Below are 22,766 nucleotides of genomic sequence, written 5' to 3'. Positions count from 1 at the left end.
TTTCAAATAATACTAGAGCTATTTAAAGAGTTATCGAAACCATTTTCAACTTAAATCTAAAAGTAAACAACTTATTTTTATTCATAAACATTATTTTCAAATTCATCATTAAAACTAGGGAAATTAGCAAAATGGTAGAATTTATCGGAATCGATCTAGGAACAACATACTCAGTAGTTTCTTACATCAATAGCTACGGACAACCAGAGGTCATTCCTAACGATATAGGACAACGGATTACTCCTTCTGTGGTCGATCTCACTAGCAATCCTCCCTTAGTTGGAGAAGAAGCCAAAGACAAACAAGCATTGGGAGATGAAGGAGTCTATGCCTTTTTCAAACGGGACATGGGCAATTCCCATGCTTTATATATTGAGAAAGGGAAGCAATACACGCCCATAGATTTGTCTGCGATCGTCCTTTCCCATCTCAAACGTTGTGCTGAAGAACATTTAGGTCAAACCGTTACCGATGCCGTGATTACAGTTCCTGCTTACTTCAATAATATGCAACGAGAAGCAACTATAAAAGCAGGAAAACAAGCAGGTCTTAATGTCCTCAGAATTATCAACGAACCTACCTCCGCAGCCTTAGCTTATGGCATCCGTCCCACCGAAAAAAACTCTAAGATTTTGGTTTATGACTTAGGAGGAGGAACATTTGACGTTTCTATTGTAGAAGTAACTCCTAGCGAACTTCGAGTGATTACTACGGCTGGCGATCATATGTTGGGAGGAAAAGACTGGGACGACCGCATACTTCTTTATCTGTCCGAAAAGTTTGAAGAGGAATTTGGAGTAGAATTAGCTGATGAAGATTTTAACGATTTGATGGTTTTAGCAGAAAAAACCAAAGTCAGTTTATCTACCAAACAATCAGTTAAAGTGCCAGTAAAAGGAAATAATTATCGTGGTAACTATGAAATAAATCGTTCTCTGTTTGCAGAATTAACCGCAGATTTACTAGAAAGAACTCAAGCATTAATCGATCTGGTACTAGAAGAAGCTAATCTTTCTTGGCAAGAGATAGATGGTGTGGTATTGGTGGGTGGTTCGACTAGAATGCCGATGGTGAGAGAATATGTCGAACAAATGTCTGGTAAACCTCCGATAATGGGTGTTAATCCTGATGAAGCAGTGGCTTTAGGCGCAGCTATTCAAGCAGCAATGGATCTTGAAACCCAAGATCGAACTACTCAACCTCTATTTTTACTTGGCGGAAGGAAAAAATCTACCGATGTTATCAGTCATAGTTTGGGCATGATTGCTGTTAATGAAGATAACAATAAATACATCAACAGCATTATTATTCAGAAAAACCAACCCATCCCCTGTCAACAAACCCGTCCTTACCAGCTTCGTCTTCGTAGAGATGGAGAAAATAAATTAGAAGTATTCATGACTCAGGCAGAAACTCTCGATCCTATGGGTTGTGCCTACCTGGGAATGTATGTTTTTACTGAAATTCCACCAATTCAAGCTAAATCTGCTGTTATCGACATAACTTATTCCTATAATCTTAATGGAGTTGTCGAAGTTTCAGCCGTTGAACGAAGCACTCAAAAACCACTTAAGCTGACAATCGAACCATTACCTTCCGACGTACCTGACGATCGCTTTCTAAAATCTCCTCAAGAAAATATTGTTCGAGAACATCTCAATATCTATTTAGTATTCGATCTTTCACTAAGTATGGTTTCCAATCCAGCCACAGTTAATCATATAATGTTTAATTCAAAAACTCTTTCTGAATTAAAAAAATCTCTTCGTCGCCCTATCAAGTCCCCAGAGAGTCCTATCCAACAAGCAACTAATGCTGCACGTAATTTTGTCTCTCAATGTGACTTAACCACAAGTTCGATTGGAATCATCGAGTTTGCAGAAAGAGTTAGAACTACAGTTAAAGCAAATCAGAATATCAATCAAATTAATCGTGGTATTGATGGTTTAGTTCCAAGTTTGCAAAACCTTATTAATGGTAATGGTACCAGTGCTAATCCTTTTAAAGATCTACTTCACAATTTTAAAAACACAAAGGGACTAAGGTATGGATTGGTATTGACAGATGGTGAGTGGCAAGATCCTCAAGCTGCTATCAGAACCGCTAAACAATGCCACAAATTAGGAATTGAAATTATTGCAATCGGATTTGGTGAGGCAAATAGAGACTTTTTACGTCAAATTTCTTCTCGGGAAGAACTAAGCTTTTTCACAAGTTTAAATGAATTAACTGAAACATTCAATACTATTGCTCAAGAGTTAATAGAAAGCGAAGGACAGATCGATCCATATCACATGAGAGAGCGAAAAAATAGTTTAAAGCTTTGGTAACAAAGCGTGAGCAATGTAATTTTATTTATCTCTATAGCACACTTATAAAAGCAAAAATTATTGCCAATATACCAAAGATAAGACTGATTTGACCAGGTGCAAATGACGCTTTGATATCATCAATAAGATTGAGATTTTTCCCAGACATTTCTTTTGACGAAATAATTCTATCTCTTTCAGCTTGCGACAGATTAAGATATAGGATGATTCTAAATGGTTTAAAAATCAATATGAGTATGTCAATACCCAAGGTATGTAATCCTAATCCACCTCCACCAAGAATAGCCGAAGTCACAGTACCAGCAAACATAGTAAGTAAATATAAAAAGCAAATGCTATATGAAGCTGAATCAAAATAAATGATAATACTATTGAACCAACCAAACATAATACTCTATTTAAAATATTCATCTTTTTTTATGATTACCTCTCAATTTATTAATTTAAAACAATGATATTATTCTATCATTGTTTTATAACGGAGTATATGAAAAACTGAAGTTAAATATTAAATAACTATTTAGAATTACCGACAAAATTAAAGTTATGCAAGTAATTTTGTCGATTGAAATCTTGTTATTTCATAACAACTTAAGTAGAAAATTGAATTAACAATTATGTTTAATATTTGTGTAAAATAAAACTAAAAATTTAATAAGCAAATACTATTCGGAATTTCTCCTCTTTAATTACTTTAGCGAGAATAAATCTTGAGACCCACTCTGGGCTTAAATTTCTACTAACTACATATAACAATACTCCGGACAGAATCAGGCGGCGATAGTGCCGTAGTCGCGCAAGCTCTGGTAGCTGGGATGAGATTTAATTAAAGTTGGCTCCAGGTCTAACCTTGAAATAAATGTTTCCAGCAGATGATCGTTGAGTGCACGCCGTTTCAGGCTTGCCATTGAAAAGACAAAGGGTTTGTGACTAGAATGCTGACGATGCGCCTCAAGTTTAGCCAGATTGAGGACGGTGAAACTGGCGTTAAAATGAAAGTCTAATTTTTTGGCATCACGCGCTTGGCAGTCGTTCAAACCTGTGAATTGTTTTGCATCTCTAAAAATGGGTAGTGTTCTAGATAAGTTGCTTAGCTATAATGAATAAACAGGCATAGGTAAAGTATTATGACTGTTTGGCTAGCGATTGAGTGTCCTCATTGTCACAGTACAGAAGTCGTCAAGCATGGGAAATCTCCAGTAGGTAAACAACGTTATCGCTGCCAAAACTCTGAGTGTCCCTATCGCACTTTTGTTTTAAGTCAGACTTATCCAGGACGAACTCAACAAGTCAAGCAGCAAATTGTGGAGATGACCCTCAATGGTAGCGGAGTGCGGGATATTGCACGGGTACTGCACACCAGCCCTACAACCGTAATTAAAGAGTTAAAAAAAACTCGTTACTCTCAAATCAGTCAATCACGAACTCTTGAAGTCACTCAAACCTGAGAGCGTAGAAGTAGATATTGTCCAAGCCGAGGAGTTTCAAGAGACTGGTATGGAGGAATCTGAGTTGGATGAGATGTGGAGTTATGTTGGTAAAAAGACTAATCCCAGGTGGTTGTGGCACGCCGTTGACCGTAATACAGGTCAAGTGTTAGCTTATGTCTTTGGCAGGAGAAAAGACAAGGTGTTTCTTCGGCTTTTGCAGTTATTAGAACCATTTGGAATCAAGCGCTATTGTACGGACGGTTGGGGAGCTTATGAACGGCATTTAGCCGCACAAATCCATGAGGTAGACAAGCGTAAAACTCAGAGGATTGAACGCAAGCATTTGAACTTAAGAACAAGAATTAAGCGATTAACTCGCAAGACTATTTGCTTTTCCAAGACGGAAGAGATGCACGACTTAGTAATCGGTTTGTTCATTAATCGCTATGAGTTTGGTCTAAATATTTGATCCCTAAAAACACTTATAGAACACTACCAACACTGCTATGGATGGTGATTGGGATCGTTTGTAGCGAATGCATTAGTTTACCGAAATGGAGAGTGTATGTTCAGACTCGTGCGGTATTAGCTCAAAGTCATCAACGGCGTTTCAGTCGTTGGTTACATAACCTACGTATCAACGTGCAACGGCTCTACAGTCCCATGATTCAAAACGCGCTGGTAAAATGGAATGCATCAGCGATTACGGCGATCTTAGATACGTCTCAATTGTGGGGCGAGTATTGCCTGATTCGCTTGTCGTTGCAGTATCGTGGGCGAGCAGTTCCTATTGTGTGGCGCGTGATTCGCCATAAGAGTAGTAGTGTGAGTTTCAGCACCTATCAAGCGATGCTCAAACGAGCTTCTCGGCTCATACCTGCTGGAGTTAGCGTTTGTTTGCTTGCCGACCGAGGTTTTGCTGATACAGCTTTAATCGGTTATGTGCGTGACGAATTACGCTGGCATTTTCGAATTCGAGTCAAAAGTAACAGTTGGATTCATCGAGTCGGCAAAGGCTGGACACAGCTCAACTCTTATCACTTAGCATTGGGTGAGGTGGTGCTATTGCACTCTGTAACTTTAACGAAAACTCATCCGCTCAATGGACTTCATCTTGCCCTGGCACGCGATCCCCTCTCTCGGCAATTGTGGATGGTTGTCTCTGACCAACCAACTACACTGCAAACATTTCGGGAGTATGGCGAACGATTTCAGATTGAGGAAGAATTTCTGGACGAGAAGTCGAATGGCTTTCAACTAGAACGCTCAGAAATTCGCTCTGTTCCTGCCTTGTCTCATCTCTGCTTTGTCCTAGCTGTTACGACACTTCTGCTGACAGTACAAGGACAGCAAGTGGTTGCAACTGGTAAACGTCGTTGGGTCGATGCTCACTGGCAACGTGGCAACAGTTATTTGAGAATTGGTTGGAATTGGCTCAAGGGAGTCTTGCATCAAGGATGGCGATTATTTTGCACTTTCTCCTTACAGGGACACACCGATCCTGAACCTGCATTTGCCTCAATAAAGCAGACGCAAAAACAGTTGGAGCGCGAGTTTACAGTCAACTCTTATAGTTTTGGATCTTGAGTTTTGTCAGTCAACCAGGGCTTGAGGGTCTGCTAATAAAGGATTTTGGCTCATATCTACCCTTATAGCGAATCCCCAACCCTATCATCACCAAAATTGCGGAAGAGCCTGATTGTGGTTTGAAAATTGCCTTGTTTGCAGTTTTATCTCTCGATGTTTGCAGTTCGCTACACCTACACGTAGATGTGAAAGCTTCTTCAGACAAAGATTTGAACATTTGTTCTAGTTGGGGTAGTGAGACTAGTTGTCGGCAAGCCCAAAAATAATTGACACCTAATAAGGATTAAAGCTATTAAAAACTTAACCTAATTTAGAAAGCCAATTACACTGTCCAGCGCACCTCTCTATCACGTCATTCCAACCATATTTCAAATCAAGTACTAGCATAACTAGACCGATTAAAAGGAGTAGTATTCCACTTCTACAAAGTAGCCCAGAAACCGAGCCTAAGACTAATTTGATACCATCCTCAAATAAAGTTTTTACAGCCTCTTCTTCTACATTTATGTTTTGATTTCCAGAATCCAACCAAATTTGACAGAGTACGTTAACACCAATAAAAAAAGCTCCAATTGATACCTCTCCTACATACGGACGATCTTCAGATTTTAAAAATGACATTAATGCAAGATAAGCTGAAAGCCCCACTACTCCAAAAGTCGTTACTCCAGTTATGTTGTGAACTAGTGACTTAAAGGATTCTGCGATCGATGTGTTTGTATTAAGAAAATAAATCTGAGTAGTAACAGTAACATCCAATAAGGAATTAGAAGTTGATAATTCCATCATTATTTATGCTCCAGCAGTTATGTTTGTTGAGAAATAACATTGCAATCGCGCTTTTAAACTTATGAGTCTATTGTTTTGATGTAAATCAGTCTCAAACCACTTAAAACTCAATTCCAACTGGGAATATCCTCTATAGTAAATGTAACCATTGCTTCTCCCTGTAAGTTATTACGTAACCTACGGCTTTTTTGGCATGCAACAATTTTTTCATAGAAGTTACGTACATACCGACCGTTACCAAAGTTGCGATCGCGCTGTCGATAAGCAGTATTAAAAACTTGCAGGAGACGCTCTTTGACATTATCAGGGCAAATACGCCTCGCTTTCTGACAGAAGCTCAGAAAAATCTGGAGCATTTCCTCACCTGTATAATCAGGAAACTTAATTTGGTAAGCAATACGCGAAGCAATACAGAGTTGGCATTCATAAACTCTACCATTTCTTTAGAGTAACCAGCAAGAATGACCACCAGGCGATCGCGCTGATTTTCCATCTCAGGAACGAGGGTATTGATCGCTTCTCTGCCAAAATCCCTCTCTGAATCTCCCCGCGAGAGAGCATAAGCTTCGTCAATAAATAAAACACCGTCAAGGACGCGCTCAATTACTTCTTTAGTCTTTATTGCAGTTTGACCAACATAACCCGCGACTAACTTGCTGCGATCCACTTCTACAAATTGCCCTTTCTTCAACAAACCCAATGCTTTAAAGATTCTACCTACTAATCTTGCTACAGTAATCTTTCCCCTACCAGGATTGCCAGTAAACAGCATATATCTTGTTTCCACTTCGTTAGTGGTATCTAATAGACCTGCGGTACGTAAGCGTTGATTTGCTAATTTGCTATTCACAATTTCCTGAATAGCTACTTTGACTGAATGCAAGCCAATCATGCTGTTCAGTTCTTGCAGAAGTAACTGAAGATTATCTTCATCTTTGCTACCTTGCTTGCTCAATTCTTGATACTGGGGTGGTAAATCAGCAAATTGAAAGGGTTCATTCAGTCTGTCTAAATTTTGCTCTACTACACGCTGCGAGCGTCGCTCATCCAATTGATTAAAAATATTTTCTACCAGACCAGCATTTCCAAAGTTCTGATCGCGGTTCTCATATAATTGAGTGAATAAATTCATTATGGTAGTTTCTAATTCGGGAGCGTTCGCACATCCCACTCGCGATACCTTTTGATGCATAATAGTTATTAACTCATCGGGAGTGTAATCCCCAAAAATAATCTCAGTAGCAAAACGACGCTTTAATCCAGGATTAGAATTAAGGAAGTTTTCCATATTGGTGGGATAGCCTGCTACAATAACCGCTAGACGATGGCGCTCATCTGGCTCTTCCGCGATTTTGAGGATGCATGGGCTAAATTCGCTATAAGGGTAGATATGAATCAAAGCCCTTTACTCGCTGACCCTCAAGCACTAGCTTTAGAAAGCCTTACTTCAAAAGACACACAAGTGGTCTTGGTTGTCAAAACCACAAAATCAGTAGCTCCGTGCCCCAAATGCCAACAACCTTCGTCGCGGGTACATAGTCGCTACGAACGCATAGTTACAGATTTACCTTGGCAGGGCGTGACGGTGAAAATTCAACTACTTACCCGTCGGTTCTTCTGCATTAATCAAACCTGCGTACGGCGGAGCTTTTGCGAACGGCTGCCCCGCGTTGTGACGGCTTACGGCAGACAAACGGTGCGACTTAATGATGCCCTGCGTCTAATTAGTATGATGCTAGGTGGTCAAGCAGGTGTGAAGCTGGCAACGGGGCTAGGGATGCCCCAAAGCCCAGACACGCTACTGCGGCGGATTCGGCAAAGTCAGCTACCCATGAACGTCACTCCTCGTGTGCTTGGGGTTGATGATTGGGCATGGCGCAAAGAGCATCGCTACGGTACAGTTTTAGTAGATTTGGAGCGACACCGAGCAATCGAGCTGCTGCCAGACCGAGAAGCATCAACTTCAACCAACTGGCTTGTGGCTCATCCAGGCGGAGAAATTATCACGCGAGATCGGTCAAAAGCCTACGAGAGTGGCATGAAGCAAGGGGCAGCGACGGCACTCCAGGTTGCAGCTCGATTCCATCTGCTACAAAACTTGGCGCTCAGCACTCGCTTTAACATTTGGCGCACATAGTCAAGCCCTCAAGACAGTTGGGCACATAGCCTGTCATTAGTAACTAGTCCTGAGAGTACCGCAGTCGTGCCGGTGTTACCATCGCAACCGATGCCCAAGGAGCAGCGCATCGCCCAAGAGCGTCGGTTGAGGCGAGAAGCGGACTACCAACAAGTCTGGGAATTACACCGCCAAGGTTGGTTGGCTCCAGCAATTGCACGTCAGGTCGGTATTGGTAAAACGACTGTATTTCGTTACTTACGTAGTTCCACCTTTCCAGAACGCCAAGGTCGTCGTGACTGTGGTCGGAGCCGCCTACTTGACCCTTACAAAGACGATGTTCTTCAACGTTGGAACGATGGTTGTCATGACGCTTTGCGGTTATTTGGGGAGATTAACCCTGTTGTGTCACTCTAGGAGGGGCTAATCTCTGAAAGGTTTTCGACGCTTCGCTTTCAACTTTTTGGCTATAAATTTTGGTTACTGTTAGAAAATAAAGCTTCTAGCTTTGAGCCAATCAAGGTTACAGTCAGGAGCTTCAATTTTTACTGTCCGAGAGTGACACAACAGGGTTAAAGCGCGTGGTTATTCTGGCAGCTACGATACAGTGGCTCACTATACTCGTCGCTTTCGTACTGCGAGCGTGAACGCAACACAGGAAACGACGACGCTCAATTAAGCAACTGCCAAAGGTGAGTGAACCCCAGAAACTGTCTCTCACACCCCCTAAAAGCTGCACATTTGGTACTACAGCAACCTCAAAAGTGGAAACCGGACGACGAGCAGCTCGTACAGCGCATGGCACAGCATCCCGAACTTGCCGAAGCGATTCAACTCGCCCAAAACTTTGCCTTTCTTGTACGCCAGCGCCAACCATCGCAGCTCGACTCCTGGTTAGCGCAGGCACTACAGAGCCAGCTGTCTCCTTTTCATCGCTTTGCTAAACGCCTACGAGAAGACTACGACGCTGTGAAGGCGGGCGTGACGCTGCCTTGGAGCAACGGTCAAACTGAAGGGCAGATCAACCGCCTGAAGATGTTGAAACGGCAGATGTACGGTCGTGCCAAAATCGATCTGTTGAGACAGCGATTTCTGCTGGCGGCCTAAAGGGTGAGTGGGACGAGCTAGCTTAGGATGTGAGGGCCGATCTGCCGTCGCGCACAGCACGGTTGTTAGACCACTCTAGCCGTTAATCTATAAATTTTCACCAGAAAGCCGATGAGTAATGGTCCTTCTCCTCACGCTAGACATCCCTTGACTAACCAAACACGATTGGTTTATCTGAAGAACATTGTCAAGAATCCCAACATTATCATCGGCGACTACACTTACTATGATGATTTTGAAAACCCAGAGAATTTCGAGCGAAACGTCCTTTATCACTTTGACTTCATCGGTGACAAACTCATTACTGGTAAGTTTTGCTCCATTGCGTCTGATGTAAAATTCATCATGAACGGTGGGAACCATCGAACTGACTGGTTAACAAACTATCCATTCCCGATTTTCGGCTCGGGTTGGGAGGCGGCTATGCCGGACGAATGGCCTCACAAAGGTGATACTTTAATTGGCAACGACGTTTGGATTGGTTACGAAGCGACAATCATGCCTGGTATTCAGGTTGGCGATGGTGCAATCATTGCTATGAAGTCAGTCGTTACACGGGATGTTGAGGCATACACTATCGTTGGTGGCAATCCGGCTAAAGAAATCCGAAAACGTTTTGATGCATCTATCATTCAAGAACTGCTTTTGATTCGATGGTGGGAATGGGATATCGAGAAAATTACTCGTAACCTTAAAGCCATCTGTGGCACAGATATCTATGCCCTGCGTGATGCGTCTAATTAGGCGCTGCACCGAGTCGAATTGTGCCTGCAATCTGTAACCCTCAGTGGGCTTGGTTGTTAAATCTTCTTCATCACCAAAACTGCGGAAGACCCAGCTCAACCTACAACTCATATTTTCTTCTGCTTAGAGTGATTAAAGAGGGATAAACTACCCTATTTTCAGCAGGGTCTACGTGCTATGTCTCTGATTCAGTCTACATTGTAGGCTCTCTGTCACCCCGTCAGCATAATAAGTTATTTTTCAGGAGCTTTAATCTAATTTTTTTAGTAATTAAAAAAATATTGTACTTGTCCGTTTTGATATGACAATTTTTTTCAAACTTTTAAAAGACATCGAGGTTATCTTAGCGATCGCCGCTACATCTAATTGAATGAAATGAGAGAGTTAGGGTCTCCTTGACAGATAAAACCTCCCCAATAGCGAGGATGGGGATACTTTTTCTTCATTTCTAACTGAGCCTGACGAAAAGCATCCGCACAAGGTTGACCATTTAACAAACGACCGTAAAAATCGATCATTAATTCTTGAGTTTGCTTATCTGATACTTTCCAGAGGCTGACTATCAAAGTTTTAACCCCAGCTAACATAAATGCTCGTCGCAAACCAAAAACGCCTTCTCCAGTATGGATCTTGCCTAAACCTGTATCACAAGCTGAAAGTACTACGAGAGTAGTATTGAAAAGATCTAAACCAGTTACGTCTTCAGCAGTTAGAATACCATCTTCTGCTTCTGGTGGTAGTGAGCCATTTTTGAGCCAAGTATTAGCACCTGCTAAAGCTAAACCCGAACGCAGCAAAGGATTCTCTAAACCATGTATCGATAATCTGTCTACATTATTAAAAAGCTGTCGATCTCGATCGTATTCTTGGTCTTTTAAAAAGAATCCATGAGTCGCTAGATGCAAAATACACGGTGATTTACAAGCTTTTAGACTAGTTTTGATCGCTTTTTCTGAAAGTATTGGTTTTACCCCCAATAAACTAGCAATTCTTTCTCCCTCAACCTTGGTTCCAGGTAAGCGTCGAAAATGTAATTTACCTCGTTCAAAATCTCGCGCTCGTCGTCCAAAAGAGTTTTTCTGTTCTTGTATGGGTGCAGTGCCTTTTTCATTACTGAGGTCAAAGTTAGGATCGGCAAAAACTAGAGGTTGAGTAGACTGGACTTTCGATTTAGCACCGAAGCGCAGCAGATCCCGACCTGTAGCCAGGTAACTGATGTAGTATTTGTCAATCAATCTGCGATCCCTATCTAAGGGTAGTACCTCAAATGGTAAACGGTTTAAATCTCCATCAGGAGCTAAGAATAAGCGCGTGCGATCGCCAATTATCTCAAGCAAAGGGTCAAAAATCAGTTTCCGTAAAGTTGAACTATCACCTTCATTATTGTCTCGGACAAATTCCTCTGAGTCAATGCTGTTTTCTTGATTTTCATCATCATCGAGGGATAGATCTCGCTCTTCTGCTTTACCGGCGATCAATTCCCTAAACCGAGAGATTGTTGCGTCGATAGGTTCTGCTTCGCCCAAGTCAATCATTTGTACATCGTCTGGTCGATCAAAATGTAGAATAAAAGCTAAGTAATGAGGAACTTTCCACTCTGGTTGACCCTCAACAGATATCGCTTGAAAGTCAACAATACGGAAACGAATAAACTCAACTAAAACAGCGTTTTTAGGTAAAGCTAAAGCAACTTTATAACATTTTACAGTTCGTAATTGCCGTTCTAGTTTAATTTCTGGAATTTGTTGGGCTAATTCTATTTCTAGCTGCTCTTTCCGTTCATTCCATTTCTCTAAAAGCTTTTGATAAGACTCTAAATCCTCATTTTCTGTCGGTCCAGCTATCATTTTTTGAGCAGTCTGCAACCGCCATGTTGTTAGTTGTTGTAATTTTTCTTTTAATGCGGAATACTGATGTTTTCTACCCAGTACTGCGTCTCTTTGAGCTACCAAAGCCTCAGCACCAATACCTTTGCGTTGCCAAACTAGCTCTAATGCTTTGACCACATTTTTGGGAGAATTTGAAAAGTATTGTAAAATCAAGGAGAGAAAATCCCCCACGTGGGCTTGAATTTCTGAAATATATGCTAAACGCTGTCGCTCGGAACTAATAGAGAAAACTTGTCCCACAAGCTGACTATCAATGGCGACCTGTTTTTGCATCAACTCTAGTGCTTCTGATTGTTGGTTAGTAGCCACGCACAGTTTGGCTAAATGATTGAGAAAAAAGGCAAAATCTGGATGATTTTCCCCTAACGACTGTTTAAAAATTTCTAGCCCCTGTCGATAACGACTTTCCGCAGCAGCGTATTTACCCTGTCTTCGGTAAATTTCTGCCAGATTATGCAGACTGGCAGCAAATTGGGAATGTTTATTACCAAAAGCTGTACGTCGAATATTTAAAGCCCACTGCAAACGCAACTCAGCAGCGTTATAATCACCCATGGTTAAATACAAATCTGCTAAGTTACTCAGTATTGTGGCAAAGTTTGGGTGGTTTCGCCCCAAAACCTGACGGGTAATGTTCAAAGCTTCTGTATAATACGATTCTGCATCAGAAAAGTTTCCTAAAGTTTTACAAGTCAACGCTACATTGTTCAAAGTTAGAGCAAAGTCTGTATAGTTTTCTCCTAAAGCTTTTTGATAAATCTGTGCTGCTTTCAAAAAACACTTGAGAGCATCTTCATAGTTGTTGATTTCTTGATACAAGACTCCCAAACCGTTCAAACTATCAGCAATGTCTGGATGGTTTTCTTTTAAGACTTGACGACGGATTATTAGAGTCTTTTGATAAAATGATTTAGCTTTGTCATACTTGCCAATAGATTTATAAAACGAAGCTAAATTATTTAGGCTAGTGGCAACATCTGGATGATCTTGTCCTAGTAACTGACGCAAAATTTCTGTGGATTGTAGATAGAGGGGTTCAGCATCTTCGTATTTCCCCATTTCCCAACACAGAGTTGCAACACCATTCAAGTTAACAGCAAACGATTGATGGTTTTCTCCCCACACCTGACGATTAATTTCCATTGCCTGCCGATACAAAGGCTCAGCCGCTACATAGTTGCTTTTTGAGTGGTGCAGGTGTGCCAAATTGTTAAGACTTATTGCCAAATCTGGATGGTGATTTCCCAGAGTTTTTTGCTGAATTGCGATCGCTTGTTCGTGAAATGAGGCTGCTTCCTCATAGCGATCTAACTCTTGATGTAAATTTGCTAAGTTGTTGATGCAGCTAGCAATCTGGGGGTCTTTTTCCTCTAATACCTCGCGCAAAAGTTTTAATGCTTGCTGCAAGACTTCTATAGCTTTTTCAAAATTACCTATTGAGTGATATACCTGCGCCAAGTTATTCAGGTATGGAGCGGAATCGGTAGAGTTTTGTCCATGACATGCAATCATCTCCAACAAATTCTGCTCAGCTCGATCGTATTGACCCTTGGCGTAATATACTAAGGCAAGATTTCCCTGACAGGCTATGTAGTGAGGATGTTTTTCGCCGAGAGTTTTTTTCCCTACCTCTAGTGCTTGTAGAAAAAGCTTCTCGGCTTCATCATAGTCGCCCTTTACTCGACAATGCTCCGCTTGATTATTCAGCCTGATAATGTAGTCAGTTGGCTCTTCTTCCTTTGGAGCTTGAGATTGGATTGTCTGTAATTCTTGGAAAATTCGTTCAGCTTCTTGCAGTCTACCAGTAGATTGATATAGTGCTGCTAGGTTGTTTAGACTGGAAGCGTAGTAAGGATGATTTTTTCCTAGATGCTGACGGACTAGATCGCGACTCTGTTTGGCAAGAGTACAAGCTTCCTTCCACTGTCCTCTCTCATACAGTTGTTGGCACTGCTGACTTAATTGAGCTAATTCCTGCGGAGTCATTACTTCACATCTCTGAGTTAGAATTGATTCGTTATTTTTTCGTAATTAACTAACCAGTTTTCTGCATTCTTGACATATTTGCTTTTGCATGATCTCATTTGATAATACCTGGCTTCAGGGAAACGAATCATAACTTTTATCTTAAAAGTTCAGTATTGATTGGATAAAATCGAGATCTTTTTGTAACGCAGCGCTTGCTGGTGTGCCTTGCACCATAAAATTGCGTGCGACTCATTCAGTCTAAATTCAGAAACAGAGGGACTCTTTAAGACCATTAAGCACCGCTTTGGTTGGCATCGCTTTAGACAAGCTACTAAATTGGGCGTTTATCGCTGGTTGCTCCTGTCACTGATTGCTTATTTGCTTGCCCATTGGATCTAGCGTTGGTGGAACCCTGCCAAACTCGACTGGAAAGCCGCAAGTGATTGAGCAGTTGCAATTCTCTTGCTTTCAGTGGTCTGGATTCAACTCTTACAACAAATCAGAATCAATCAAGATATTACACAGCAACACGGTTTTGAAATTATCCTCAAACCCCTATCGCATCATACTTGTTGAGAATGATGCAAGATCTAAGCCTCTAACTAGCGCGACGACGCGCCAGCAAAATCTAAAAGAAACACAGTCCCAGAATGTTTTAAAGCCAATAAATCTTACACTTGAGTAGTACCATGACAGCAAAAACCGTCTTAACAATGGTGCTGTGTGCGCCCGAATCTGAGCCTGGTTCTGGGTGATTTTGGCTAAAGATCTTGGTGAAGTCACAGCAGTGACTATCCCGTTTAAGAGATTAGATTTATCTGCCTCACCCAGGCATGGTACATCCAAAACAAAAACGACACAACCACTCTTGTGAAAACAGATGAGTCAGCAGGAACAGCCAATTGGTTCAGGGAAAGGAAATTTACCTGTGATTAACCCGAATGCCGCAGGCATTGATATTGGTGCTGACAGACATTGGGTAAGTATTCCTATAGGCAGAGATAGCGAAAGTGTGCGTAGTTTTGCTTGTTTTACAGCCGACTTGTATGCAATGGCTAATTGGTTAAAGCAGTGTGGGATTGAAACGGTAGCGATGGAATCAACAGGGGTCTATTGGATACCTGTGTTTCAAGTTTTAGAAACCTGTGGTTTCAATGTCAAGCTGGTGAATGCCCACTACGTTAAAAGTGTACCTGGTCGCAAAACAGATGTTTTAGACTGCCAATGGCTACAAAAATTACATAGCTATGGTTTATTATCTGGTTCATTCCGTCCAGATGACCAAATCTGTGTTCTGCGCTCTTACATTCGCGCCTCGGGATAACTTAATCAAGAGTGCTTGTATTCACGTACAACGAATGCAAAAAGCCTTGACTGAGATGAACTTACAACTGCACAGGGTAATTAGTGACATCACAGGTACAACAGGATTAAGCATTATCAAAGCAATTGCTGCTGGGGAACGCAACCCGCTACGTCTAGCCGCGCTTAAGGATGGACGCATTAAAGCTAGCAGGCGAGGAAATTGCTGCTTCCCTGACTGGGGACTATCGTTTAGAACTGGTTTTCATCCTACAACAGGAACTACAACTGTACGAGTTTTATCAGGCACAGATAACAGCCTGCGATACCCAAATTGAACAATGCTTGGCTTCATTTGTTGACAAGGTAGATGTCACAAAAAAGCCTCTAACCAAACCGAAGCGTCGGGGTAAAAAGCAACCAGGAAATGCACCCCAATTTGATTTGCGTACTCATTTGTATCGTATTACTAGTGTGGATTTTACACGAGTTGATGGTTTTGGTGCTTTGACCGTACTCGTATTGTTGTCTGAGCTTGGCTTAGATCCATCTCGTTTCCCTAGTATCAAGCACTTCACCTCTTGGTTAGGTTTATGCCCTGGTAGTCGCATTACTGGCGGTAAAGTCAAAAGTTCCAAAACCCGTCCTGTTGCAAATCGTGCTGCGAATGCATTTCGTATGGCTGCCCAAACTTTGTGCCGTAGTCACTCCGCCTTGGGAGCGTATTACTGTCGTATGCAAGCAAGGTTAGGTGCGCCAAAGGCAATTACTGCTGCTGCACATAAACTAGCACGGATTTTTTATCGCCTTTGGACATCAGGAGATGCCTACTCTGACCCTGGCATTGATGCTTATGAACAGCAGTATCGCGATCGCTCGCTGAAAAACCTTAAGAAAAAAGCTCAAGCTTTTGGCTTAGAACTCATCCCTCTTTCTAACTCAACGCAATGTGTTTCTTAGGAGTTAACGGTTTGTTACAAGTCTATCGAGATTTATTATTAGTCAGTTCAACTAATTCTCCCTCTGCTTTAAAAAAGCTTTACTGTGAGGAGCCATTTCCAATTCTCACACCGCAGCGGGATTACAGTCAGCGGTAGCAAGAAAGGAAAGCCCCTCCAGAGCAAGCCCCAGGAAGCTACCAACATTAGAAGAAATTCAATTCCCTAACTCCTTTTTGATTTCTTCAATGTCTTCGGGTGTGGTTTCGAGTTTGAAATCGTTATAAATTTGGGCGTTCTGTTTAATCATCGCTCCACAGGTGTAGAACACTACATTTCTTCTGGCGTATCTTAAGAGCTAATTCCTAAAGGAAAGATGAAGCCGCTAATCGTCGAATCATTAAGCGAATTAGAGAACCATAAATCATGGCTTCGCTCGACTCGCTGTGTAGTTCATAATCCTTGCTGAGGCGACGATATCGATTGAACCATCCGAACGTGCGTTCTACGCTCCACCGCTTCGGCAAGACTTCAAAGGTTTTGGCAATGCGTTCAATCACTTCAACCCGTGCCCCACAAATTTGCTGAACAACTCGTGTGAAATTTTCACCTCCATAACCTCGCTCTACCCAAATGACTTCGGTTTGAGCTAATTCATTGCCTGCTTCGTGCAAGACAACGGCTGCCCCTAATCGTTCTGGGGCATTAGCCTCAGTCACCAGCATCCCAATCAACAGTCCTTGGGAATCAACTACAATATGACGCTTGCGCCCTTTTACAAGCTTGCCGCCATCGAAGCCGTAGACTTCCCCCTTTTTTCCGTGGTTTCGACCGATTGTGAATCAGCGATAGCCACACTAGATTTCTCAGTTCGTCCCATTTGAGTTCTCACCTTATGTCGCAAGCGATCGTGAATCTGTTTCCAAATACCTTTGCGTTCCCATTTCTGGAAATATTTGTACACTGTGCCGTATGGCGGCAAGTCATGAGGCATCATCTCCCACTGGCAACCACTACGCTGCACGTAGAAAATACCGTTGAGAATTTCACGCAGGTCTACGGTTCTTGGATGCCCAAATCCTTTAGCAGCGGGTAGTAACGGCTGAATGATTTTCCATTCCGCATCGCTCAAGTCACTGGGATAGGCTCGGCGATGAGGATTAGCGATTTGCAGCAGTCGGCTCATAGGGCTTGAACAAACATACTTTCTTTCACCTTAAAAGCTCCTTCGCTGCACTTACTGCCTCTTCAGATTCTCTTTAGAAATCAGCTCTAACTGCATCCAGTTGTAGAGTTCGATATCTTTGGTAGGGTCAGTATTTTGGCAGAAAGAGTGAAGCGGTTTAACATTGCTAAAAAACTGAAGGCGATCGCCATTCAAGTCCAGATGAAAAATATGATTCACTTTGGCAGGTACAATCCCGAACTCTCCTCCGGGCGGGCATGAAGGTAGCGGCTGGTAACAGCTACACTTGAATGCCCCAAGGTGGCTTGCACCAAATGAATTTTTGCTCCTCGTTCTAGGGCATGACTGGCATGGGCATGGCGCAACCAGTGGGGGGAAACATTACCTTGGATGCCAGCACGCTTTGCCGCTGCCTTCACGATCCGATCGACAGAGTAGCGATGCATGTGACCCCCGCGATCGCGGTTGCGACTGACAAACACTGGCTCGGACTCTCCCGCCTCCTGCCGTAGTTGCAGTAGTTCTAACCACAACTCCCCAGGCAGTACAACAACGCGAGTCTTGTCCCCCTTACCATACACGGTGACTTGACCGATAGCACCACGTTCCTGTAAGTTACGCCATTTTAAACCGCAAAGTTCGCTAACGCGGAGTCCGCCGTAGTAAAGCAGCCGCAGAATTGCCCGATTGCGGGGATTCTGCTCTAGGGCAAGCATTACCTGGACTTGAGATTCAGATAGAATCCGTTCTGATAAAGTGTCAGGAGCAGATGGGGGTTTGAGCGGCGCTCCCACATTGGCTGAAAAAACGCCAATTTTATTGCCAAACGACAGCAAGGATTTGACGGCGGAGATGATACTGCGCCGAGATGATGCCGCTAACTCCAGCGACTCCAAGTGGGAAGCAAACGCCTGGACTTCCGCAAACGTTACCAGATGTAGCGGTTTGCCCACGAATTCCTGGAAGCGCTGAGCCGAACGACGGTAATAATCAGCTGTATGGCGACTCTTCCCCCCCAGCCACAAATTAATTAGCTGGTCGGAAGCTGTAGCTGCTTTTGGTGTCGCCAGTAAATTCATTGACTCATCCCGCTCTCAGGCTATTGTGACATTATTAGACTAATGTCACGTTCATTCTCCCATGCGGTGGTGCGTGCTTCCAGCCGTGGTGTCGGTTTGCACATAAAGTGAAAATCGTGACGCATAAGTTGAAAATTTGGCTCATAAGTTGAAAATTATGTCAGCGTAACCCTTATGCTGTCGTATGGGGTGAGAGCTCACATTATCTCTTAAAAAGCTTGAAACCCTTATTCAGCATGAATTATCAATCTATATATCCGAATGGCACTAAGTTAAGCTAGAACCTTCGTGTGGTAAGGATTTGAGTAAACAGGCTAATTGGGGTTGATTTGAGACGATTGCCGACTTTCTTATTTTCTCGATATCCACTTTCGCGCCTTCCCACTCCCTACAAGATTGGAACCCTTTGTATATCAATCGTTTCGGCTTAAATTAGTGCCATTCCTATATATCCCTAGTTGTCGGAAAATTTCACTTTATGCACAAATAGGGTAGGAAATTTTCACATGCTTGCGTCAATTATTTTCAACTTATGTGCAAATGTGATGGCTCAAAGTGTCATTCTGCCGTAGTTAATTTTTCAACTTATGTGCAAACCGACACAGCCGTGGGTTCGCGCATAAAGTGAAAATCTGTTGCAGACTAAATAAAAATCGCGGGCTTCCGTTGCAGTAGTCTCTTGGAATGAACTGGCATTCATATTGGTTCATCTCCTGGTCGAGGTGGTTCGCCTTCTTTCCGACTCATAATTCGATTGAAAGCTGCAAAGTCAGCCCGTGCTTTGCGTTCAACAAAAAACTGAGCTGTCTTCATGGCTGAAATTTTCTCTGCTACAGCGGTAGCGATAAATTGATTGACACTGACACCATCTTGCGCTGCTAGACGTTCGACCTCCGTCTTGAGAGAGCGTGGTAGTCGCAAGGCATAATTCGCCGTGGTGTTTTTCACAATCTTCGTCATGACTGGACTCTCCTGAGTGCTTCTGCGGGGAGAAGAACTTCAACCCCAAATTCATTTGGTACTGAGCCGTAGTCTCGCTTGTTAAAGGTGACAATCGCCAAAGCTTGCCCATTAACAGCAGCCTCCAAAACCATCTCATCGTTAGGATCGGGGAGTCTTGGACGCCACAAGTAGTGAATAAAAACCGGCTCTGCTAGCGCAATGACTGCGGTGACGAACTGATTCGCTTCCTCCTGCGAAAGACCAGCAGCAATTTGATGTTCTGGTTTACTACAGATGGCTTCATATTCAATCGCCAGAGGCACGCTTAATAGAAGAGTGACTCTCGCTGACTGGGCTGCTATTAGTAAAGCTGCCGAAGCTCCCCTCGGGCTTCGCATAGCGGCAACAATCGCATCCGTATCAAGAACCAAACGCACGTTTATCATATCATATGTGATATGAGCATTGTAGCAGCTTAGGGTAAGAGCGGACAGAGAGGAAATAGAAGCAAATGCAAATGAAATAGTGCTATTCCTTGCATAAAGCCTGTTTCAGCCTAAAATCCTGCCATCGAGTCAAAAATTTTCAATTGCATCACGATTCGGAATTCGGGTGAAAAAGTTCCCCGCGCCGCTCCCAACTTCTTTGAGCTGGGTCACGTCGCCTGCTCCAATCCCTAAATTCAGCTTCATCTTTTTGGGCTGCTTCCTCAAGCGTAGCCGCGCTTACCCCTAGCCTTCGCGCCAACTGGGTAATGTCTTGGGGAGGTAGTACGGGTGGTGGACCATACTGATAGGGAGCTTTGCGAGCGCTTCTCGATCGCTGACTCGACACGAAAGCCGATTCTAAAACTGCCAAGCGCCTCTCGATTAGGGCTATTTGGGCTTTTAACGGGGCAGTCGCCTCATCTAATTCCTGGTTCGCGACTCGTTCGCTCCTGGTGGAGCCGTCGAAGAACTGCTTGACTATAGTGACAAGCGCGGCACTTTCGGTCAGTGCTTGGGATTGCATGTACTCGCGTAACTTTTCATGATAAAGGGGTGGCAGGTAGCCTACAACTCGAATATTATTGGTTGCCATTAGGTATGCGATTCTTATGCTAGTTTGTGCTACTCCTCCAGCCTACTCCTTGGCGCTGGGTATGCCAAATCATGTTTTAAGTGTGCTTGAGGCAGCATACCTGAAGCTCAATATCGATGACCGAAACTCTTCGCGCCGCAAGCCCCTAGCTTTCTAGCTATGAGGCACAGGGCGCAGGCGATTTTAATTAAGCCAGTTGTAGCGTAGCGGTGCCGACGGCTTGCAAGATCTCTGCATCCCGCAAACAACCTTTATAGCCGTCGGCAACAACTGGCACGCTCTCGGAGTCTTGAGGGGGCGGCGAGCGCCCCTGGCGCACCCGTTCTGCTACTACCTTGTGACGACTAGCCGTTTACTTGTCAATTAATCTAGACGACTACTAATCAGAGTGGCTAAACTAGTAGTAGTCGAAACATATAACAAGGTAGACAAAATGACAACAGCAGTGATGAGTAAAGAACATCCGAAGGAAAAGGAGCTTTACTTCTACACCAATTTAGAAGTTTTAATGGCTGAAAAAGGCTTAAGTATTGCAGAACTGTCCGAACGGACTAGCGTAGCCCAATCAACTATTAGAAGTCTAATTAGGGGAAAACTCAAAAGACTTGATAGCATCAGCACTGGCAAACTCGCTCAGTTTTTTAACTGCAAGCTCGACGATCTTTATGTGATGAAGTGGGAGTAAGATCTATCTCTTGACTTAACTCAAACGTAACGAAGATGTTGAAAGAGGAGACAAATTATTCCCACAACAGCAAAGACTTTGCGATGTTATATTCTAAGTTGCTGGGCAACGAGAATGTATTTACCCGTTAACCTCGTCTGCTTCGATGCTCGGAATAAAAATATATTTATGTTAATTGGGGAAGAGAACGAGATTGAAATTGACTGACTTGGTGAATGGACGAGTAATTATGAAACCCAATTTTCAGACAATGAGTAAGGAAGAGTTACGGACTTACGTATTAAATCATCGAGATGATGAAGCAGCATTCCATACTTATATGGATAAGTTGCACGCACAAGAAAATCGGATCGAACATCCAGCTGTAGATTCTTTTGATGAGCTAGAAAATTATCCTGAGTTTGCTAGGAAATTACAAAGAGAGTCAGGCAAGCATGGATAAAATTTTGCTTTCGTTCTCTACAAAGCAGTCAACAGGTAGGGAGTTGGCGTAATGGCAAGCGAAACGAATTTTGAATCAATGCCCCGGACAACAGCGGTTGTGGATTGGGAACCGACCCTGCCGCCTACTGAGTTAATTTTCGATGATGGTGAACCCTTGGAGACGAATCGCCACCGGATTGCTATGAATGCCCTGATCCGGTCGCTGCCAAGCGCTATGGCTGACCGCGATGATTATTTTGTCGGGGGCAATATGTTTATTTATTACAGCAGCGCCCAGGTGCGGAATAAAGATTTTCGCGGACCAGATTTTTTTGTGGCTCTGGGCGTTGATGGCAGAACCGACCGCTTGGGGTGGGTAGTGTGGGAGGAGAACGGACGCTATCCCGATGTCATTGTGGAATTGATGTCGCCCTCTACCGCAGAGATAGACACGGGAGTGAAAAAGGAGATTTACGAGCAGATCTTCCGCACCCCAGATTATTACGTATTCGACCCGTTTGACCCGAATTCCTTACGCGGGTGGCATTTAGATGCCAACCAACGCTATCAGCCCTTGGTGGCTAATGAACAAGGGTGGCTGTGGTGTCAGCGGTTGGGTTTATGGTTGGGAACTTGGTCTGGAACGATAGACCGAGTTGGGGCAGTGTGGTTGCGCTTCTATGACCGATCGGGCAATCTCGTTCCCCTACCAGAGGAGGCGGCTCAAGCTAGGGCTGATTTAGCACAACAACAATTAGAAACGGCTCAACAGCAGGGATTGCAGCAAGGTGCATTGCGGCAGTTGTTGCGCTTACTCGCCACGCGCTTTGGGACGGTTCCGCCCTCAGTGGAGCAAGACTTGCAAGCACTCGATGGAGATCGACTGGAAGAGTTGGTGGATGTGGCTTTGGCGGTGGATTCCTTAGAGCAATTTGTCAACCGTTTGTCCTAAAGGTGAGGCAGCGGATACACTCAGGCACGAGTTGGTTGCACGAGGTCTGCTGTGTGACAGATTGCTTGGAGATTGCAACCGAACAGAGAATAGGGTGCGATCGCGCTCTCCTTCTATCATTTAATTAGAGAAAGCGGTAGAATTCGGGTGAATATTTGAGCAAAGCGCTGCCTGAGTGCATCCGATACAGCTTTCCTAACGCTAGTATCGTTGCAAATG

General features: G+C 43.3%; 26 protein-coding genes and 2 pseudogenes. 15 read left to right on the top strand and 13 right to left on the bottom strand.

Features of this window, described 5'->3' with window-relative positions:
- Window positions 1-131 precede the first annotated feature (131 nt).
- On the top strand, window positions 132-2,330 hold the full coding sequence (locus N4J56_RS40100; protein WP_317112622.1) for an Hsp70 family protein: 2,199 nt from the start codon (window positions 132-134) through the stop codon (window positions 2,328-2,330).
- Window positions 2,331-2,361: 31 nt separating this feature from the next.
- On the opposite strand, the gene N4J56_RS40095 is transcribed toward N4J56_RS40100, so the two are convergent.
- Together N4J56_RS40095 and N4J56_RS40090 are read right to left on the bottom strand one after the other, a co-directional pair.
- Window positions 2,362-2,718, bottom strand: a complete 357-nt coding sequence (locus N4J56_RS40095; protein ID WP_317112621.1) for a hypothetical protein — start codon at window positions 2,716-2,718, stop codon at window positions 2,362-2,364.
- Window positions 2,719-3,100: 382 nt separating this feature from the next.
- On the bottom strand, window positions 3,101-3,367 hold the full coding sequence (locus tag N4J56_RS40090; protein WP_317112620.1) for a hypothetical protein: 267 nt from the start codon (window positions 3,365-3,367) through the stop codon (window positions 3,101-3,103).
- A gap of 90 nt (window positions 3,368-3,457) precedes the next feature.
- On the opposite strand from N4J56_RS40090, the gene N4J56_RS40085 reads away from it, so the two are divergent.
- The 3 genes from N4J56_RS40085 (at window position 3,458) to N4J56_RS40075 (ending at window position 5,347) form a co-directional block, all read left to right on the top strand.
- Entirely contained in the window at window positions 3,458-3,778 is a 321-nt protein-coding gene (locus N4J56_RS40085; protein ID WP_317112618.1) for an IS1 family transposase, read from the top strand.
- Window positions 3,759-4,229 carry an IS1 family transposase gene (locus N4J56_RS40080; protein WP_317112616.1) on the top strand — a complete coding sequence of 157 codons (471 nt, stop codon included), beginning with the start codon at window positions 3,759-3,761 and terminating at the stop codon, window positions 4,227-4,229. Before N4J56_RS40085 ends, N4J56_RS40080 begins: the two co-directional genes overlap by 20 nt.
- Window positions 4,230-4,321: 92 nt before the next feature.
- The gene (locus tag N4J56_RS40075) at window positions 4,322-5,347 is read left to right on the top strand and encodes a transposase (RefSeq protein WP_317112615.1); all 1,026 of its coding nucleotides are present in this window, start codon (window positions 4,322-4,324) and stop codon (window positions 5,345-5,347) included.
- 300 nt (window positions 5,348-5,647) lie between these two features.
- On the opposite strand, the gene N4J56_RS40070 is transcribed toward N4J56_RS40075, so the two are convergent.
- The 3 genes from N4J56_RS40070 to N4J56_RS40060 form a co-directional block, all read right to left on the bottom strand.
- On the bottom strand, window positions 5,648-6,136 hold the full coding sequence (locus N4J56_RS40070; protein WP_317112613.1) for a hypothetical protein: 489 nt from the start codon (window positions 6,134-6,136) through the stop codon (window positions 5,648-5,650).
- Window positions 6,137-6,243: 107 nt separating this feature from the next.
- Window positions 6,244-6,492 carry a hypothetical protein gene (locus N4J56_RS40065; RefSeq protein ID WP_317112611.1) on the bottom strand — a complete coding sequence of 83 codons (249 nt, stop codon included), beginning with the start codon at window positions 6,490-6,492 and terminating at the stop codon, window positions 6,244-6,246.
- The gene (locus tag N4J56_RS40060; protein WP_317112609.1) at window positions 6,474-7,535 is read right to left on the bottom strand and encodes an AAA family ATPase; all 1,062 of its coding nucleotides are present in this window, start codon (window positions 7,533-7,535) and stop codon (window positions 6,474-6,476) included. Before N4J56_RS40060 ends, N4J56_RS40065 begins: the two co-directional genes overlap by 19 nt.
- On the opposite strand from N4J56_RS40060, the gene N4J56_RS40055 reads away from it, so the two are divergent.
- The 4 genes from N4J56_RS40055 to N4J56_RS40040 all read left to right on the top strand — a co-directional run bounded on the left by N4J56_RS40055 (window position 7,527) and on the right by N4J56_RS40040 (window position 10,103).
- Window positions 7,527-8,273: an ISL3 family transposase gene (locus N4J56_RS40055; protein WP_317112607.1), complete on the top strand. Its 747-nt coding sequence runs from the start codon at window positions 7,527-7,529 to the stop codon at window positions 8,271-8,273. The two genes, N4J56_RS40060 and N4J56_RS40055, sit on opposite strands and share 9 nt — an antisense overlap.
- A 66-nt stretch (window positions 8,274-8,339) precedes the next feature.
- A complete protein-coding gene (locus N4J56_RS40050; RefSeq protein ID WP_317112606.1) occupies window positions 8,340-8,669 on the top strand; it encodes a helix-turn-helix domain-containing protein in 330 nt (109 codons plus the stop codon).
- A gap of 279 nt (window positions 8,670-8,948) precedes the next feature.
- Window positions 8,949-9,359, top strand: coding sequence for a transposase (locus N4J56_RS40045; protein ID WP_317112604.1), 411 nt, complete (start codon window positions 8,949-8,951; stop codon window positions 9,357-9,359).
- Window positions 9,360-9,470: 111 nt separating this feature from the next.
- Window positions 9,471-10,103 (top strand): CatB-related O-acetyltransferase, encoded by a 633-nt coding sequence (locus N4J56_RS40040; RefSeq protein ID WP_410500870.1) that lies wholly within the window; start codon window positions 9,471-9,473, stop codon window positions 10,101-10,103.
- A gap of 362 nt (window positions 10,104-10,465) precedes the next feature.
- On the opposite strand, the gene N4J56_RS40035 is transcribed toward N4J56_RS40040, so the two are convergent.
- Complete coding sequence (locus N4J56_RS40035) at window positions 10,466-13,978, bottom strand: CHAT domain-containing tetratricopeptide repeat protein (protein ID WP_317112602.1); 3,513 nt, start codon at window positions 13,976-13,978, stop codon at window positions 10,466-10,468.
- Between the two features lie 249 nt (window positions 13,979-14,227).
- Here N4J56_RS40035 and N4J56_RS40030 point away from each other — a divergent pair.
- From N4J56_RS40030 to N4J56_RS40020, 3 genes and pseudogenes are all read left to right on the top strand, one after another.
- A pseudogene (locus tag N4J56_RS40030) lies at window positions 14,228-14,353 on the top strand (transposase); the annotation flags it as partial.
- Window positions 14,354-14,861: 508 nt separating this feature from the next.
- A pseudogene (locus N4J56_RS40025) lies at window positions 14,862-16,222 on the top strand (IS110 family transposase).
- The gene (locus N4J56_RS40020) at window positions 16,210-16,359 is read left to right on the top strand and encodes a hypothetical protein (RefSeq protein WP_317112601.1); all 150 of its coding nucleotides are present in this window, start codon (window positions 16,210-16,212) and stop codon (window positions 16,357-16,359) included. Before N4J56_RS40025 ends, N4J56_RS40020 begins: the two are co-directional and overlap by 13 nt.
- A 206-nt stretch (window positions 16,360-16,565) precedes the next feature.
- Here the strand turns inward: N4J56_RS40020 and N4J56_RS40015 are convergent.
- The 7 genes from N4J56_RS40015 to N4J56_RS39980 form a co-directional block, all read right to left on the bottom strand.
- A protein-coding gene (locus tag N4J56_RS40015) for an IS5 family transposase (protein ID WP_317112600.1) occupies window positions 16,566-17,386 on the bottom strand; the annotation gives its coding sequence in 2 pieces (ribosomal slippage) (window positions 16,566-17,020 and window positions 17,020-17,386; 822 coding nt in all).
- Between the two features lie 51 nt (window positions 17,387-17,437).
- On the bottom strand, window positions 17,438-17,605 hold the full coding sequence (locus N4J56_RS40010) for a hypothetical protein (protein ID WP_317112599.1): 168 nt from the start codon (window positions 17,603-17,605) through the stop codon (window positions 17,438-17,440).
- Window positions 17,602-18,465 (bottom strand): tyrosine-type recombinase/integrase, encoded by an 864-nt coding sequence (locus tag N4J56_RS41790; protein WP_410500868.1) that lies wholly within the window; start codon window positions 18,463-18,465, stop codon window positions 17,602-17,604. The genes N4J56_RS40010 and N4J56_RS41790 overlap by 4 nt, the downstream gene beginning before the upstream one ends.
- Before the next feature lie 696 nt (window positions 18,466-19,161).
- On the bottom strand, window positions 19,162-19,425 hold the full coding sequence (locus tag N4J56_RS39995; RefSeq protein WP_317112597.1) for a toxin-antitoxin system HicB family antitoxin: 264 nt from the start codon (window positions 19,423-19,425) through the stop codon (window positions 19,162-19,164).
- Window positions 19,422-19,853 carry a putative toxin-antitoxin system toxin component, PIN family gene (locus tag N4J56_RS39990; RefSeq protein WP_410500866.1) on the bottom strand — a complete coding sequence of 144 codons (432 nt, stop codon included), beginning with the start codon at window positions 19,851-19,853 and terminating at the stop codon, window positions 19,422-19,424. Before N4J56_RS39990 ends, N4J56_RS39995 begins: the two co-directional genes overlap by 4 nt.
- 148 nt (window positions 19,854-20,001) lie before the next feature.
- On the bottom strand, window positions 20,002-20,487 hold the full coding sequence (locus N4J56_RS39985; RefSeq protein WP_317112596.1) for a hypothetical protein: 486 nt from the start codon (window positions 20,485-20,487) through the stop codon (window positions 20,002-20,004).
- A gap of 187 nt (window positions 20,488-20,674) precedes the next feature.
- The gene (locus N4J56_RS39980) at window positions 20,675-20,806 is read right to left on the bottom strand and encodes a hypothetical protein (protein ID WP_317112594.1); all 132 of its coding nucleotides are present in this window, start codon (window positions 20,804-20,806) and stop codon (window positions 20,675-20,677) included.
- Between the two features lie 69 nt (window positions 20,807-20,875).
- Between N4J56_RS39980 and N4J56_RS39975 the strand changes: the two genes are divergently transcribed.
- Genes N4J56_RS39975 through N4J56_RS39965 form a run of 4 tightly spaced genes read left to right on the top strand, consistent with a single transcriptional unit; the run spans window position 20,876 to window position 22,547 of the window.
- Complete coding sequence (locus tag N4J56_RS39975) at window positions 20,876-21,172, top strand: helix-turn-helix transcriptional regulator (protein WP_317112593.1); 297 nt, start codon at window positions 20,876-20,878, stop codon at window positions 21,170-21,172.
- Between the two features lie 54 nt (window positions 21,173-21,226).
- Window positions 21,227-21,379, top strand: coding sequence for a DUF6888 family protein (locus N4J56_RS41785; RefSeq protein WP_410500875.1), 153 nt, complete (start codon window positions 21,227-21,229; stop codon window positions 21,377-21,379).
- Between the two features lie 22 nt (window positions 21,380-21,401).
- The gene (locus tag N4J56_RS39970; protein WP_317112592.1) at window positions 21,402-21,614 is read left to right on the top strand and encodes a DUF6887 family protein; all 213 of its coding nucleotides are present in this window, start codon (window positions 21,402-21,404) and stop codon (window positions 21,612-21,614) included.
- Window positions 21,615-21,665: 51 nt separating this feature from the next.
- Entirely contained in the window at window positions 21,666-22,547 is an 882-nt protein-coding gene (locus N4J56_RS39965; RefSeq protein WP_317112591.1) for a Uma2 family endonuclease, read from the top strand.
- Window positions 22,548-22,766 lie beyond the last annotated feature (219 nt).

Source organism: Chroococcidiopsis sp. SAG 2025 (assembly GCF_032860985.1).
Lineage (GTDB): Bacteria > Cyanobacteriota > Cyanobacteriia > Cyanobacteriales > Chroococcidiopsidaceae > Chroococcidiopsis.
This window is presented reverse-complemented; position numbering and strand designations above follow the sequence as displayed.